Source organism: Streptomyces sp. NBC_00503 (assembly GCF_036346895.1).
Classification (GTDB): Bacteria; Actinomycetota; Actinomycetes; order Streptomycetales; family Streptomycetaceae; genus Streptomyces.
The window spans coordinates 225,803-239,801 of sequence record NZ_CP107856.1 but is presented as its reverse complement, the minus strand read 5'-3'; the positions used below and the strand labels follow the sequence as shown (position 1 = coordinate 239,801).

Genomic DNA, 13,999 nt, shown 5'->3' with positions numbered 1-13,999 from the left:
CGCCGTTCACACCACCGATTTTTGCTCCGGCCTTCGGTCCGGTTTTGAGTCCGGCTTTGGGTCCGGCCTACGGGAGGAACGGCGTACGGGCGCTGCCGCGACCACCGCGACGGCGCAGGCGGCCAGCGCCGCCCCGACGCCCAGGCTCGCCGGGATCCCGTACCCGTCGACCACCACGCCGCCCAACAGCGAGCCCGTGGCCAGCGACACCTGGACGACGGTCACGAAGACCGCGAGGCCGCGCTCCGGCGCCGCGGGCACGGCCCGCAGCATCGTGGTCTGCAGGCTCAGCGGCAGCGCGCCGAACGCCGCGCCCCAGACGAGCACGAGGAACGCCACCAGCACCGCGGAGTCCGCGGCCACGGGGAGCAGGGCCGCCACGGCGGCCAGCGCGGCCGCGCTCGCCATGACGGTCGCCCGTACGGAGCGGGCGAGCGAGGCGGCGGCCAGGAAGTTGCCGGCGATCCCGGCGAGCCCGTACCCGAGCAGCAGCGCGGCCGCCGCCCCGGCGCCGAAGCGGGCGTGCCGCTCCAGGTAGGGGGCGATGTAGGTGTACGAGGCGAACTGGCCCAGGAAGACGAAGACGGTGGCCAGCAGCCCGGCACGGGCCGCGGGGATCCGTACCACCCCCGCCAGGTCCCGCCAGCCGACGGCCGAATCGGCGGGCAGTCGCGGCAGACAGCGGATCTGCGCGGCCAGGGCGGCCAGCCCGAGCAGGCCGGCCGCCCAGAACGCCGTCCACCAGCCCGCGCTCCGCGCGGCCAGCGCGCCCAGCGGCAGGGCGGCCACCGTACCGACGGAGATGCCGGCGGTGACCAGCGAGGAGGCCCGGTGGACGGACTCCGGGCGCACCAACCGGGGTGCGATCGCGGCGCCGACGGCCCAGAAGCCGCCGAGCGCGAGGCCCAGCAGCAGCCGGCCGGCCAGCATCGTGGTGAGATCGCGGGACAGGGCGCAGACCAGGTCGGCCAGGGCCGTCAGGGCGGCGAGCGCCCACAGCACCGTCCGCCGGTCGAGGCCCCGCGAGGCCACCGTCAGCACGGGAGCGGACACGGCCGCCGCGAGACCCGGCATCACGACGAGGAGCCCGGTCGTCCCCGTCGAGACGGACAGGTCCTCGCCGATGTCGGTCAAGGCGCCGACCGGCAGCAGCTCGGAGAGCACCAGGGTGAAGGACCCGAGCGCCACCGAGGCCACCGCCGGCCAGCCGCCGCGCCGGGGTGTGCGCGGCGCGCGCGGCGGCTGCCCGGTCACGGCTTCGGGAGCTCGACGGACTGGCTGTGGTGGAAGACGTTGCGCGGGTCGTACTTCTTCTTGACCTGCTGGAGCCGGGGGTAGTTGTCCTTGTAGTAGAGCGTGGACCAGGGCACGCCCGAGGTGTTGTAGGCCGGGTCGTGCAGGTCGATGTCCGGGTAGTTGACGTAGCAGCCGTCGGTCACCGCGTTGATGACCGGGACGCCGCCGGTGTCCGCGTAGGCCCCGTGGAAGAACTCCCGGATCCACTGGAGGGACTTGGCCTCGTCCGCCGGATCGGTCCACCAGATCATCCAGGCCGCCTTGTACGCGGCCTCGCGGTGCGGGGCCGCGGTGTCCCCGGGGGCCACCGCGTTGACCTTCCCGCCGAAGGAGCTGAGCAGCACCGAGGCGGTGGGGTTGACCAGGTCCTCGCGGGTGAGGTGGGTGTAGAAGGCGTCGATGTGCGAGTCCGGCATGGCCGTGCGGTAGTACGAGGACTTGAAGTCGCCCTTGAGGCTGGGGTCGTTCAGCGTGGGGTTGGTCGTCCCCATGTACCGGGTGGCCTGGAGCCACGGCATCCGGCGCGGCTTGGCGAGCTCCGGCATGGCGGACAGCTCGCCCATGTGGGTGGTCAGCGGCTGGTGGGCCAGGTCCAGGCCCGCCGTCATCTCCGCGAGGAACCGGTCCATCACCCCTTCCGCGTCGGGGATGGTCGCGTCGAGCTGGGTGACGAGCCCGATGTACCCGTTGGACTTGTGGTTCAGCGCCAGCATGGTGACGAGGTTGTCGTTCACGGTGCCGGGCTTGAGGTTCCGGGCGTGCCAGTCCCCGTAGTTCTTCACCAGCCGCGCGAAGCGCTCCTTGGTCATCTCGGCCCACGGCCAGGAGACGGCGCTGAGCAGCACCTCGGCCGGCGGCTGCGGGAGCAGGGCGGCCGGGTTGGTGCCGGTGGCGCCGGGGGAGCGGAACCAGAAACGGGTGATGACGCCGAAGTTGCCGCCGCCGCCACCGGTGTGGGCCCACCACAGCTCGCGGTTCGGGTCGTCGGCCTCGCGCGTCGCCACGCGCACCCGGGCGGTGCCGTCGGCGTCGACCGTCACGACCTCCACGGCGTACAGGTGGTCGACGACCAGCCCGAGCTGGCGGCAGAGCAGCCCCCAGCCGCCACCGCTGATGTGGCCGCCCGCGCCGACCTGGAAGCACATGCCGGCCGGGACGATGACGCCCCAGGTCCGGTACATCCGCTCGTAGACGTTCAGCAGCTGGGCCCCGGCCTCCACGGCGATGGCATTGCGCGCGGGGTCGTAGTAGACCTTGCTCATCTTGGTCATGTCGAGGATGACGCGGACGTCCGCGTTGAAGACCCAGTCCTCCCAGCAGTGCCCGCCGCCGCGGACGGTGAGCCGCTTGCCGGCCGTCACCGCCTTCTGCACCACCTGCTGCACCTGCGCGGTGGTCTCGGCCAGGTAGACGGTCTCGGGCGAGGCGACCCAGCGCTGGTTCCAGCCCCGTACGAGGTCCTTGTACCGCTTGTCGACGGGCGTGACCGCCGTGAGGGGCTCGGCCAGGGCCCCGTCCTCGACCGCCGCCGCGGGGCTCGCGGCGACCGTGCCCGCGAGCAGCGCGGCCCCGCTCGCCGCGGCACTGCCCGCGAGGAACTTGCGCCGTCCTATACCGCCCCTGTCCTGCACCATCGCCCCAACCCCTCCGCCGATCACTCCTTGACCGGAGCCACGCTATGGATCGCAAGGGCTGCGGGCGCCCCAAGAGTTGCGCTCGTTCTCGGGACGCGGGCCGCGGCCACGCGCGGCGGGCCGGGCCCGGAGGATCCGGACCCGGCCCGTGGGGCGGTGGGTGGCGCGTCAGGCGGCGGGCAACCGCACCGACTGGCTGTGGCGGAAGAAGTTCTTCGGGTCGTACTTCTTCTTCGCCTGCTGGAGCCGCGGGTAGTTCCCCTTGTAGTACAGGTCGTGCCACGGCACCGCGGACCGGTTGCGCAGCGGGTCGTTCAGGTCGGCGTCCGGGTAGTTGATGTAGCACCCGTCCGTGACCGTGTTGGGTACGGGCACGCCGCCCGTGTCGGCGTACGTCTCCTCGTAGCTCTCCCGGGTCCAGGCGATGTGCTTGGCGTCCTCGGAGGCGTCGTTCCACAGCACGGACCACAGGATCTTGAAGGCGGAGCCACGGTGGGACACGGCGGTGTCGGTGTCGCCGAGCGCGGTGACCCGGCCGCCGTACGGGGTCAGCTGGATGTTGACCTTCGGGTTGTCGATGGCCGTGCTGGTGAGGTACTTGTACATCGTCTCCGCGTGGGCCCGCGGGAAGTTGGCCTTCATGTACGCCGACTTGTACTCGGCCCGCAGCGTCGGGTCGTTGAGCAGCGGGTTCGTGGTGCCGGCGAAGCGGGTCGCCTGGAGCCACGGCATCCGGCGGGGTGAGGCGAAGTGCGGCAGGGCCGACATCTCGCCCATCGGCTCGGTCAGGGCGCCCTGGACCACGTTGACGCCCTGGTTCATGTGGGCGAGGTAGTCGTCCAGCATCTGCTGCGCGTTCGGCGCGTTCGCGTCCACCTGGGTGACCAGGCCGATCTGGCCGTTGGACTTGTGGTTGAGCAGCAGGAAGCTGGTCAGGAAGCGGGTCGGGCTGTCCGCGCCGATGTTGGCCACGTGCCAGGACGCGTAGTTCTGCGCGAGCTGGACGAACTCGTCCTTGGTGAGGTCGCTCCACGCCCAGGAGACGGCGCTGAAGAGCACCTCGGCCGGGGGCTTGGGCAGCAACTGGCGCGGGTCGGTGCCGGTGGCCCCGGGGGAGCGGAAGAAGTAGCGCGTCACCACGCCGAAGTTGCCGCCGCCGCCACCGGTGTGGGCCCACCACAGCTCGCGGTTCGGGTCGGCGGCCTCGCGGGTGGCCACGATGGTCTTCACGGTGCCGTCGGCGGCCACGGTGACCACCTCGACGGCGTACAGGTGGTCGACGACCAGCCCGTTGCGGCGCACGAGCATGCCCCAGCCGCCGCCGGCGACGTGCCCGCCCATGCCGACGGAGTAGCAGATGCCGCCGGGTATGGTCACGCCCCAGGCCGAGTACAGCTTCTCGTACACGTCCAGCAGCGTGGCGCCGGACTCGACGGCGATCGCGTTCGTCCCGGAGTGGTAGTACACGCCGTTCATCTTCGAGACGTCGAGCACGATCTGCGTCTCGGAGTTGTAGACGAAGTCCTCCAGGCAGTGGCCGCCGCTGCGGATGGTGAGCCGCTTGCCGGCCCGCACCGCCTCGGTGACGATCGGGGCCACCTGGGCGGGGGCGTCCACGACCCGGACGGACTCCGGTGCGGCTGTGTACCGGGCGTTCAGCGCCCGGACCATGTCCGGGTACTGCTGGTCGGCCTGGGTGACGGAGATCGCGCCGATCGAGTTCGTCGTCAGGCCCGCCGTGCTCGCCGTGCTCTCCGCGGGAATGATGGGGTCGTCCGCGAAGGCCTTCCCTTCCATGCCGAGGGCTGCGGCTCCGCCCGCGGCGGCCGCTCCGATGAGGAAGCGTCGTCTGTGCATCCCGGCTGGGTACTGCGCCATGGTCATACCTTCTTGAGAGCTCGGACCTCGCAGGCCTGAGGCCTGAGGCGGTTGGACGGTGCGGGGGGCGGGCGGCCCCGGGGGTAGGGGGTGTCTGGTGGATCGGGCCCGGCCCCGATCCGCCAGACACCCTCTAGCGCTTGAGGGCGAAGGTCAGGCCGTCGGCGAAGGGCAGGACGCTCAGCTCGACCCGCTCGTCGTCGCGCACCTTGGCGTTGAACGCGCGCAGCGCGGTGGTCTCGGAGTCCTGCTTCGTCTCGTCGAGCACGGCGCCGTGCCACAGCACGTTGTCCACCACGACCAGGCCGCCGGGGCGCAGCAGCGTCAGGGCGGCCTCGTAGTAGGCCCAGTAGTTCTCCTTGTCGGCGTCGATGAAGACGAAGTCGAAGGAGCCGGCCGCGCCCTCCTCGCCGAGCAGCGCCTCGAGGGACTCGCGCGCGTCGCCGATGCGCAGGTCGATCTTGTCGGAGACCCCGGCGCGGTCCGCGTACTCACGGGCGATCGCGGTCCATTCCTCGCTGATGTCCAGCGCGACGACACTGCCGTCCTCGGGCAGCGCCAGCGCCGTGGCGAGCAGGCTGTAGCCGGTGAACACGCCGACCTCCAGGGCGCGCTTGGCCCCGATCGCCTTCACGAGCAGCGAGATGAACTGGCCCTGTTCGGGGGAAATCTGCATGAGCGAAAGGGGCAGCTCCGAGGTCTTCACCCGGAGGTCCCCCAGTACCTCGGGCTCGCGAAGAGAAATGGAGGCCACATAGTCCTGAAGGGCTTCATTGACATCGACCTGGATACGCATGGGGATACTCCTGGGTCAGTACGGGCGACAGCGGATTCGGTGCGGATCGGTTCACACACCCTGACGACCTGCGGCGACGCGCAGGAAACAGCAGAAAGCTAGAGCGGGCGCGAGAATTCGTCAAGCGTCTTGAAGAGGTCCTATATCCCTGGACCGGTTCTTCAGTGACTACTGGAACAATGCCCGCGTGGCGGCGGTGATCCGCCCTGGCCTATATCGCCGGTCCGCCCGTTCTATCAAATTCAAAAGGAATGCTGTTTCCCGGTTCTTGCGCCCGTATCAATCGAGATCGATCGAGACCAATCGAGTTCGCCGAGGAGAACCCGTGAGCCTTGACCAGCGCGCGCTGAGGAACTGCCTGGGCCAGTTCGCCTCGGGCGTCACCGTGGTCACCACCGCGCAGGACGACGCCGTCTACGGCGCCACCGTCTCCTCCTTCACCTCGGTGTCGCTCGATCCGCCGCTGGTCCTGGTGTCGCTGGACCGCCGCAGCCGCACCTGCGAACGGCTCGTCGGCGCCCCCTTCGGCATCAACGTCCTCGGGGCCCACCAGCAGGACCTGGCCTGGCTGTTCGCGGGCCGCGGCGACCGGGCGGCGGCGCCGGACCTCAGCTGGGGCCAGGACACGGCGGCCCCGCGCATCGAGGGCGCCGTCGCCCACTTCTCCTGCGTGCCCTGGGCCTCGTACGACGGCGGGGACCACGTGCTCCACATCGGGCAGGTCGTCGCCTTCGACGCCCCCGGCGGTCCACCCCTCGTCTTCCACTCCGGGGTGCTCGGCGATTTCCGCCGGCCGTCCGAGGGGGCGGCCTGGACCGGGTCGCTCGACGGGCCCGCCCACGGCTGGACGGCGGCCTTCGGCATCCGCGAGGACGACCACCCATCACTCACAGGCTCATTGACCGGACAAGGACGAACCACATGACGCTCACGAACGGCGAAGCGGCCCCGACCGCGGCTCCGACGGCGGCCCCGACCGGCGCTCCCGAGGCCCCCGTGACCCGGCCCATGACCGGCGACGAGTACCTGGAGAGCCTGCGCGACGACCGGGAGATCTACCTCTACGGCGAACGCGTCAAGGACGTCACCGCCCACCCCGCCTTCCGCAATTCGGCGCTGATGACCGCGCGGCTGTACAACGCGCTGCACGACCCGGCCAAGCAGGACGTGCTCACCACCCGCACGGACACCGGCAGCAACGGTTTCACCCACAAGTTCTTCCGGACCCCGCACACCGTCCAGGACATGGTGGAGGACCGCGAGGCCATCGCCGAGTGGGCCAGGATGACCTACGGCTGGATGGGCCGCAGCCCCGACTACAAGGCCGCCTTCCTCGGCACCCTGGGCGCCAACAGCGAGTACTACGCGCCGTTCCAGGACAACGCGCGCCGCTGGTACAAGGAGTCCCAGGAGAAGGTCCTCTTCTGGAACCACGCGATCATCCACCCGCCGGTCGACCGCCACCTGCCGACGGAGGAGGTCCAGGACGTCTTCGTGCACGTGGAGAAGGAGACGGACGCCGGTCTGATCGTCTCCGGCGCGAAGGTGGTCGCCACCGGCTCGGCCATCACCAACTACAACTTCATCTCGCACTACGGGCTGCCCCTGCGCGACAAGAAGTTCGCGCTCGTCGCGACCATCCCGATGGGCTCGCCGGGCCTGAAGCTGATCTGCCGCCCCTCCTACGCGGCGGCCGCCTCCGTCATGGGCAGCCCCTTCGACTACCCGCTCTCCAGCCGGCTCGACGAGAACGACACGATCTTCGTGATGGACAAGGTCCTCATCCCCTGGGAGAACGTCTTCCTCTACGGGGACGTCGACAAGGTCAACGGCTTCGCCCCCCAGTCCGGCTTCCTGGAGCGGCTGACCTTCCACGGGGCCATCCGCCTGGCGGTGAAGATCGACTTCATCGCGGGCCTCCTCCTCAAGGCTGTGGACATGACCGGCTCCAAGGACTTCCGCGGCATCCAGGCCCGCGTCGGCGAGGTCCTGGCCTGGCGGAACATGTTCTGGGCGCTGAGCGACGCGGCGGCCCGCAACCCGCAGGAGTGGAAGAACGGCGCGCTGCTGCCGCGGCTCGACTACGGCATGGCCTACCGCTGGTTCATGACCATCGGCTACCCGCGCATCAAGGAGATCATCCAGCAGGACGTGGCCAGCGGCCTGATCTACGTCAACTCCAGCGCCGAGGACTTCAACAACCCCGAGATCCGCCCCTACCTCGACAAGTACGTCCGCGGCTCGAACGGCTACGACTCCGTCAGCCGGGTCAAGCTGATGAAGATGCTGTGGGACGCGGTCGGCACCGAGTTCGGCGGCCGCCACGAGCTCTACGAGCGCAACTACTCCGGCAACCACGAGCAGGTCCGCACCGACATCTTCCACGCCCAGTCCGCCAGCGGCCAGCTCGACGGCTACCGCGGCTTCGCGGAAAAGGCCCTGGAGGAGTACGACCTGGACGGCTGGACCGTCCCGGACCTCGACTCCTTCAAGGAACTGCGCGAACAGCGCAAGAACCTCTGGAGCTGACGGGGCACGACGAGGGCCGGTGTCGGCTGACAGCACAACGCTCCCTCTCGACCATGGGCGGGAGGGAGCGCGTGCGTGCGGATCAGTCCAGAGGGAGCGCCTGGTGCGCAGCCACGATCGCGTCGATGCGGTGCGCGAGGTCGAAGTCCGCGAGCGTCAGCCGGTGGCCGGCGTCGTGTGTGGTGATCGATGCGCGCAGACTGTCGATCCGGAGGTCGAGGTCGGCATGGTGCTGGATACGGCGGGACCGGTCCGCGATCGTGACGATCGCGGCGACCGCCGCGTGGTAGCGGATCTCGTACGTACGGGTGATCTCTTCGCCCTCACGCTCCCACCCCGGCAGCTTGGCCAAGCCACGCACGATCTCCTCGTCGGACAGCGGCGTCGGTACGCCCATGTCAGCTCCCCTCGTTCATGGGGGCCAGGATCTCGGTGAGGTCCCGGCCTACCGGGGCATCGTGCCACGGCCGCATGGCCCGCTCCAGGCCGCGCAGTTCACGCAGCATGCGTGCGGACCGGGTCTCTGCCGCGATCTCTGCTGCGGCGCGTGCGATCTCTACTGCCTGTTCCGGCTCCCGGGCCCCGGCGGCCGCCGTGGCGTGCCGGGCCAGGTACACGCCGCGGTCCCGGCGAGCGGTCGCGGGCACAGCGTCGAGGATTTGCGACCACAGCGCCTCCGCCTCTTGGCCGAGCCCGAGACGGCCGTAGCAAGTGGCCCGCTGCACCTCCAGGTAGCCCGGAGTGCGTCGGCAGGCGTTGCCCCACGGCAGGTCATCGTCCACGCGTGAGATGAGCCCACCGGCGGTGTCGATAAGCCGGTCGACGGCGGTCCGGTCGCCGGTCAGGCTGGCACCGTGGGCTTGCTGCTGCATGGCCATGACCTGCACCTTGGGGATGACCCGGTCATCGTGGAGGGCGGCCTCGCACAGGTCGATGACGCCGTGACCGTCGCCGAGGTCGGTCCGGACCTGCGCGAGGTTCACGAGGGAGTAGCCGACGAGGTGAGGGTCTCGGGAGCGGGCCGCGATCTCCTGCGTGACCCCCCGCCAGAAGCTGGCCGCGCCAAGGTCGCCGGCGTCCTGGTAAAGCCAGCCGACGAGCGCGGCGTAGGCGGCACCAACGCGGAGGAGGCCGCGGCGGGTCTCGCCTGCGGCACTGCGGACCAGCTTGTCGATCAGCTGATACTGCGCGGACACGGTGCCGATCAGGTCGTGGGGGCCGAGGAACATGTCGGCGCGGTAGTGGCCCTCCAACTGCTCCTGGAAGTACGTGATGAGCGCGGGGTCGACGTGCTGTTTGGCGACGGGGCCGGGCAGGAGTGCGGCGGCCGTGACGTTGACGAAGGTGCGGCGCTTCATGTCTTCCTCTGGGTGGGCTTCAGGCCGGATCCAGCCGGCGGGCGCCCGGAAGCCGAGGTCTTCGGGCCATCGGCCGAGCGCGTCGTGCAGCACGGTCGCGGTCTCCTCCGACGGCCATCCCGGCTGGGTACCCTCCCAGCGCCGCCATGTCCGTGCGGACACCTCGTACGACCGGTCGCCGAGGAACCGCTGTCCGTGGGTGCTGAGCGCTGCGGCCGCAGCATCCATGCTGCGCCATCCGATCCGGAGTCGGGCGGCCCTCAGCGCGTCGTTTCGGTGGCCCATGGCCCCAGTGTGAGGTGTCATGGCGTCGGTCCCCGGCCATGGCCGCCACATGGCCACCGATGGCCGCGCAATGGCCTTTCTGCCCCTCTGCATGTCAGCCCACCATCCTCTTATGACGACGAGTAGCGCAGACGAACAGAGCCGGGAGCGAGGTAGGTTGCCCGCCCTGCCGGAGGCGCCGAGCCCCGAGCTGATGGCTCGCGCCGAGTCCGGGCTGGAGCGGTTCGTTTCCTCTCTTGAGGACGTGTCCGATGTCTGACCCGTTCGAGCACTTGGACCACCCGCTGTTGCATCAACAGGTTCGCGACATCGCCTCGGGCACGCACGGCAAGCTGATGGCCGTCGTCCGCGAAGAGGTCCGCCGCGTCTGCGGAGACCCCGAGTACGCACGGATCGCCTACATCCGGATGCCGTCCGGCCGAGAGCTGACGACGGCCATACGCAACATCGAGGCCAGCGGATGAACGAGTACGCACGGCAGGCCCTGTACGTCTTGATCGTGCTCGGCACCTTCGCCGCCATCGTCGTCGGCACGCCGCGCTGAATCGCACCTTCCTGCACACGATCTAGGGAGAAGCATGTCCAGTCCCGTACCCAATCCGGTCCCGCCCCCGTGCATCACCCGGCCCGACGCTCCGGCACCGTCCGCGCTGCCTGGAGGTAGCCTCACGACCTCCGTATCCGTGAACCCGCGCGCCCTGCTCAGCGACGCCGAGTTCAACGGCGTCATGCACACGGTCCTCGACAACAATCCGGGCATGGCCCCGGAGCTGGCCGGACGGATCGTCGTCGACGCCCTGGCATTCCTTGCCACGGCAGTCCGGCGCCCGCAAGGTCTCGTGCCTTCCCGGGTGGTCGATGAAGGCTGGCACGCGCTCGTCTTGCACACCCGCCTCTACCAGGCCCTGTGCGCCCGGCTCGGCGGCTTCATCCACCACGTGCCGGAGCGGCCCGATCCCGACAACCGGCCGCACAGCTCCGTCGAACGGACGGTGGCCGCTATCGGAGCGGCGGGTTACACCGTGGACGCGGACCTGTGGCGCGGCCCGGAGGACTCCGCCGTTTCCGTCGCCGCGTCCTGCCGGCACTCGGATGACGGCGGCCCCATCGTCATCATCCCGAAGCCGAAGGGCTGAGTAGGCTGCCGCCATGATGGAGTGGATCGCCCCCGAGTACGCCGATGTCATCGAGGTCATGCGTCAGGCTCAGAGCGTGCAGGCCCCGGACCGGAACGGCCCCGTGCCCGTGCGCGGGTTCATCGTGGCGGAGCCTGACGAGGGCTGACTGGCGCACTGAGCGGCAGCAAGTCCCCTCCCGAGTCGGGGCCCGGGAGTTCAGTGGTCGCCTTCTTCGGTCCTGAAGGTGCGGAATCCGCGGCGGTGGTAGTTGGGGAGCGCGTTGGGGTTGTCCGCCGACGACGTGTGCAGCCATACCCGGCGCACGCCCGGCACCAGGGTCCAGCCCTGCCGGACCGCGAGCGTCAGCGCGTGACCGCCGAGCCCCTTGCCGGTGAACTCCGGCAGGAGCCCGAAGGTCCTGATCTCGACGTCGGCGCCCGGGTGGAGGTCGTAACAGACCATGCCGGCCGGCTCGTCCGCCAGCGTCAGCAGCCAACAGGTCCTGTCCGGATGCGCGGCGAACCACGCCTGCCACTCCTGTGGGTCACGCCGGGCGCTGCGCCACTGGTACGGCGCGCCGATCCTGGCCATCAGGCCGGGAACCGGCGACAGGTCCCCATCGAGGGAGACGAGTGCCAGCCCGGGGACCGGAGCACCGGGGACGAGCCGGCTCGGGTCGGTCATCTCGACGTACGTCGTCACGGTCTTCGTCACCCGAGGAAGGCTACGTTCGTCCGGACCCGGGTTCCACACCGGAATGGGGTGGCCCGCAGCGGGGTGAGCTCCTGGCGGATCCGCTCCCGAAGGCAGACGAGCAGGGCGGTGGGAGGCAGTAACTTCCCTCCGGTGAGTGGGAGTTCAGCGCGCAGCAGTGCCCGCGCGACGAGAGTGTCGAAGGCCGGATCGGCCTCGTGGTGGTCGGCGTGCGGGAAGAGTTCCGTCAGCCGGGCGTGCAGCCGCGCACCGTCGGTGCCGTCCGCGGCGTCCCCGGCGTCCGGCGGGTCCTCCGCCTCCGCGAGGACCGCGCACACGCCCTTGGCCGTTGCCGCTACCAGGACCGGGCCCAGGGTGGTGGTGCCCGTCGCCGAGTGGATGTGGACGCCGGCGCCGCCCGCGCGGAATTCCTGGGGGGTCATGCCGAGGATGGCGGAGGAGGCGGCGTAGAACTGGCCGTTGGAATTGAAACCGGCCTGGTAGATGGCGTCGGAGACGGTCCGGGCCCGGATCAGTTCGCCGCGCACCCGGTGGGCGCGCACCGCCGTCCAGTACGCGTACGGGGTCACGCCCGTCAGGGACTTGAACATGCGGTGGAAGTGGAAGCGGCTGTAGCCGGCCGACCGGGCCACGAGGTCCAGGTTGGGGGGTGCCAGCGCCTCGTCCATCAGGAGGCAGGCGCGGGCCACCGTGTCGGCGTAGTAGCGGTTCAGTACCGGCTCGTCGGGGTGGCAGCGGCGGCACGGGCGGTAGCCGCGGGCGCGGACCTCCTCCAGGGTGGAGTGGAACTCGACGTTCTCCCGGTTCGCGAGGCGCGCCACGCAGGAGGGGCGGCTGTAGATGCCGGTCGTGCGGACGACGTAGTAGAACTTCCCGTCCGCGGCCCCGTCCCCGTCCCGGACCGCCCGCCAGCGTTCCTCGTCGCTCGCGTAGGCGGGGGACGGGGCGGGGGACGGCGGCGCGGCCGTCAGTACGGGCATCACCGTCTCCGTCCCGCGGGCCCCGGCGGCGGGGCCCAGCCCCGGGCGTGCAGCCGGGCCCGGTCACGCAGCACCTTGCCGCTGGCGGAGCGGGCCAGCTCGGGGACCACGTGGAAGCGGCGCGGGGAGGAGTGTTCGCCGAGGAAGCGGCGGCACCAGTCGGACAGTTCCGCCGGGCGCAGGTCTTCGGTGCCCGCCACGTGGGCCTCCACCGGATCCGCTCCGCCCAGTACCACCGCGTCCGTGACGTGCCGGTGGGCGCGCAGCACCGCTTCGATGTCCAGCAGGTCCGCGCCCGAGGTGGTCCGACCGGCCCGGCCGCGCAGCCGCAGCGCGCCCGTCGCCGGATCGCGTGCCACCAGGTCATGGGTGGAGAGCCAGCCCTCGTCATGGAGCGGCGAGGCCTCGTAGGGGTAGGGGGAGCGGGGGATCTCGACCTGGAGGATTCCGCCGGAGACCCGGGTGCGGACGCCCGGGACCGGTACGCCGATCGACCCCGGGCCGTGCGTGCCCGCCAGGTCGGTGGCCACGATGCCGGTCTCGGTGGTGCCGTAGGCCTGGCCGACGAGGACCCCGTAGCGCCGGGCGAAGGCTCCGGCCGTCTCACCGGGCAGGGCGTCGCCGCCCGACACGGCCAGCCGCAGGCGCGGCAGCCGGAACCCGGCCGGGGCGCCTGTGAGCTGCGCGAAATGGTTCGGGCGGCCCAGGAGCACCTCGCAGCGCCGGGCCGCGGAGACGACCGATGTACGGTCGGCGGCGGCCGGGAACACCACAGCCGCCCCCACCGCCAGGGCGTGGAGCACCCCGCCGATCAGCGCGAACGAGTGGGCCACCGGTTCCAGTACGGCCACCCGTTCGCCCGCCCGGGGCATCAGCGGGAGGCGTCCGAGGCGGCGCACCTCGGTCAGCAGTGAGTCCGCGGTGCGGCCGGCCGCCTTGGGGCGGCCCGTGGTGCCGGAGGAGAACTGCACCAGGCAGTGGTCCGTGCGCGGGGCCCGGGCGTTCGGCCGCGGCCGCACCAGGACCTCGCACTCCGGGACGAAGGTCTTCTCGTCGCGGCGCAGTTCGCCGAGGGTCACCACGTACTGGGGGTCGCTCAGCTCGAGCAGTGCCTCCCGTTCCGCGCGGCCCAGGGCCGGTTCCAGCAGGATGACCTGCGCGCCGATCGACCACAGGGCGAACACCGCCCACAGGTGGGTGAAGCTGGGGGAGCCGTGGAGGGCCACGGAGGCCCCCGGACGGATTCCGTGGAAGGTCAGGGTGCGGGCCAGGCGCGCGGTCCGTACGCGCAGGGTCTCGAAGGAGACGGCAGCGGACGGGTCGGGTCCGTCCACCTCCGCCCAGACCGCTCGCGGGTCGGCACAGGCGAGGAGTTCGGCGCCCCACCAGCCATCGTCGCTCATCGTTTCTC

At 70.9% G+C, this 13,999-nt stretch carries 14 protein-coding genes; 5 read left to right on the top strand and 9 right to left on the bottom strand.

Annotated elements, in window-relative coordinates; translation table 11 throughout:
* Positions 1-6: 6 nt before the first annotated feature.
* The 4 genes from OG490_RS38370 to OG490_RS38355 all read right to left on the bottom strand — a co-directional run bounded on the left by OG490_RS38370 (position 7) and on the right by OG490_RS38355 (position 5,604).
* The gene (locus OG490_RS38370; protein ID WP_330301376.1) at positions 7-1,254 is read right to left on the bottom strand and encodes an MFS transporter; all 1,248 of its coding nucleotides are present in this window, start codon (positions 1,252-1,254) and stop codon (positions 7-9) included.
* On the bottom strand, positions 1,251-2,930 hold the full coding sequence (locus OG490_RS38365; RefSeq protein WP_330301375.1) for an FAD-binding oxidoreductase: 1,680 nt from the start codon (positions 2,928-2,930) through the stop codon (positions 1,251-1,253). Before OG490_RS38365 ends, OG490_RS38370 begins: the two co-directional genes overlap by 4 nt.
* 168 nt (positions 2,931-3,098) lie before the next feature.
* Positions 3,099-4,808 carry an FAD-binding oxidoreductase gene (locus tag OG490_RS38360; RefSeq protein ID WP_330301374.1) on the bottom strand — a complete coding sequence of 570 codons (1,710 nt, stop codon included), beginning with the start codon at positions 4,806-4,808 and terminating at the stop codon, positions 3,099-3,101.
* A 133-nt stretch (positions 4,809-4,941) separates the two neighbouring features.
* Complete coding sequence (locus OG490_RS38355) at positions 4,942-5,604, bottom strand: O-methyltransferase (RefSeq protein ID WP_330301373.1); 663 nt, start codon at positions 5,602-5,604, stop codon at positions 4,942-4,944.
* Positions 5,605-5,929: 325 nt separating this feature from the next.
* On the opposite strand from OG490_RS38355, the gene OG490_RS38350 reads away from it, so the two are divergent.
* A complete protein-coding gene (locus OG490_RS38350) occupies positions 5,930-6,529 on the top strand; it encodes a flavin reductase family protein (protein ID WP_330301372.1) in 600 nt (199 codons plus the stop codon).
* 83 nt (positions 6,530-6,612) lie between these two features.
* The gene (locus OG490_RS38345; RefSeq protein ID WP_330301509.1) at positions 6,613-8,133 is read left to right on the top strand and encodes a 4-hydroxyphenylacetate 3-hydroxylase family protein; all 1,521 of its coding nucleotides are present in this window, start codon (positions 6,613-6,615) and stop codon (positions 8,131-8,133) included.
* Positions 8,134-8,215: 82 nt separating this feature from the next.
* Here OG490_RS38345 and OG490_RS38340 read toward each other — a convergent pair whose 3' ends face one another.
* Both OG490_RS38340 and OG490_RS38335 read right to left on the bottom strand, forming a co-directional pair.
* Positions 8,216-8,530, bottom strand: coding sequence for a 4a-hydroxytetrahydrobiopterin dehydratase (locus tag OG490_RS38340; RefSeq protein WP_330301371.1), 315 nt, complete (start codon positions 8,528-8,530; stop codon positions 8,216-8,218).
* A 1-nt stretch (position 8,531) separates the two neighbouring features.
* Positions 8,532-9,584 (bottom strand): Twin-arginine translocation pathway signal, encoded by a 1,053-nt coding sequence (locus OG490_RS38335; protein ID WP_330301370.1) that lies wholly within the window; start codon positions 9,582-9,584, stop codon positions 8,532-8,534.
* A gap of 443 nt (positions 9,585-10,027) precedes the next feature.
* Here OG490_RS38335 and OG490_RS38330 point away from each other — a divergent pair, with 443 nt between their 5' ends.
* From OG490_RS38330 to OG490_RS38320, 3 genes are all read left to right on the top strand, one after another.
* Entirely contained in the window at positions 10,028-10,240 is a 213-nt protein-coding gene (locus OG490_RS38330; protein WP_330301369.1) for a hypothetical protein, read from the top strand.
* Positions 10,241-10,459: 219 nt separating this feature from the next.
* The gene (locus tag OG490_RS38325) at positions 10,460-10,912 is read left to right on the top strand and encodes a glycine-rich domain-containing protein (protein ID WP_330301368.1); all 453 of its coding nucleotides are present in this window, start codon (positions 10,460-10,462) and stop codon (positions 10,910-10,912) included.
* A 13-nt stretch (positions 10,913-10,925) separates the two neighbouring features.
* Positions 10,926-11,060, top strand: coding sequence for a hypothetical protein (locus OG490_RS38320; protein ID WP_330301367.1), 135 nt, complete (start codon positions 10,926-10,928; stop codon positions 11,058-11,060).
* A 50-nt stretch (positions 11,061-11,110) separates the two neighbouring features.
* On the opposite strand, the gene OG490_RS38315 is transcribed toward OG490_RS38320, so the two are convergent.
* Genes OG490_RS38315 through OG490_RS38305 form a run of 3 tightly spaced genes read right to left on the bottom strand, consistent with a single transcriptional unit; the run spans position 11,111 to position 13,991 of the window.
* Entirely contained in the window at positions 11,111-11,608 is a 498-nt protein-coding gene (locus OG490_RS38315) for a GNAT family N-acetyltransferase (RefSeq protein ID WP_330301366.1), read from the bottom strand.
* Complete coding sequence (locus OG490_RS38310) at positions 11,605-12,588, bottom strand: bifunctional transcriptional activator/DNA repair enzyme AdaA (protein WP_330301365.1); 984 nt, start codon at positions 12,586-12,588, stop codon at positions 11,605-11,607. The genes OG490_RS38315 and OG490_RS38310 overlap by 4 nt, the downstream gene beginning before the upstream one ends.
* Entirely contained in the window at positions 12,588-13,991 is a 1,404-nt protein-coding gene (locus OG490_RS38305; RefSeq protein ID WP_330301364.1) for a class I adenylate-forming enzyme family protein, read from the bottom strand. The genes OG490_RS38310 and OG490_RS38305 overlap by 1 nt, the downstream gene beginning before the upstream one ends.
* Between the last annotated feature and the right edge of the window lie 8 nt (positions 13,992-13,999).

Excerpts from the sequence above, each read along its gene's own strand:
- OG490_RS38345 (WP_330301509.1), top strand. The coding sequence starts at position 6,613 with ATGACCGGCGACGAGTACCTGGAGAGCCTGCGCGACGACCGGGAGATC.
- OG490_RS38360 (WP_330301374.1), bottom strand. The coding sequence starts at position 4,808 with ATGGCGCAGTACCCAGCCGGGATGCACAGACGACGCTTCCTCATCGGA.
- OG490_RS38355 (WP_330301373.1), bottom strand. The coding sequence starts at position 5,604 with ATGCGTATCCAGGTCGATGTCAATGAAGCCCTTCAGGACTATGTGGCC.
- OG490_RS38320 (WP_330301367.1), top strand. The coding sequence starts at position 10,926 with ATGATGGAGTGGATCGCCCCCGAGTACGCCGATGTCATCGAGGTCATG.
- OG490_RS38310 (WP_330301365.1), bottom strand. The coding sequence starts at position 12,588 with ATGCCCGTACTGACGGCCGCGCCGCCGTCCCCCGCCCCGTCCCCCGCC.
- OG490_RS38305 (WP_330301364.1), bottom strand. The coding sequence starts at position 13,991 with ATGAGCGACGATGGCTGGTGGGGCGCCGAACTCCTCGCCTGTGCCGAC.
- OG490_RS38365 (WP_330301375.1), bottom strand. The coding sequence starts at position 2,930 with ATGGTGCAGGACAGGGGCGGTATAGGACGGCGCAAGTTCCTCGCGGGC.
- OG490_RS38330 (WP_330301369.1), top strand. The coding sequence starts at position 10,028 with ATGTCTGACCCGTTCGAGCACTTGGACCACCCGCTGTTGCATCAACAG.
- OG490_RS38340 (WP_330301371.1), bottom strand. The coding sequence starts at position 8,530 with ATGGGCGTACCGACGCCGCTGTCCGACGAGGAGATCGTGCGTGGCTTG.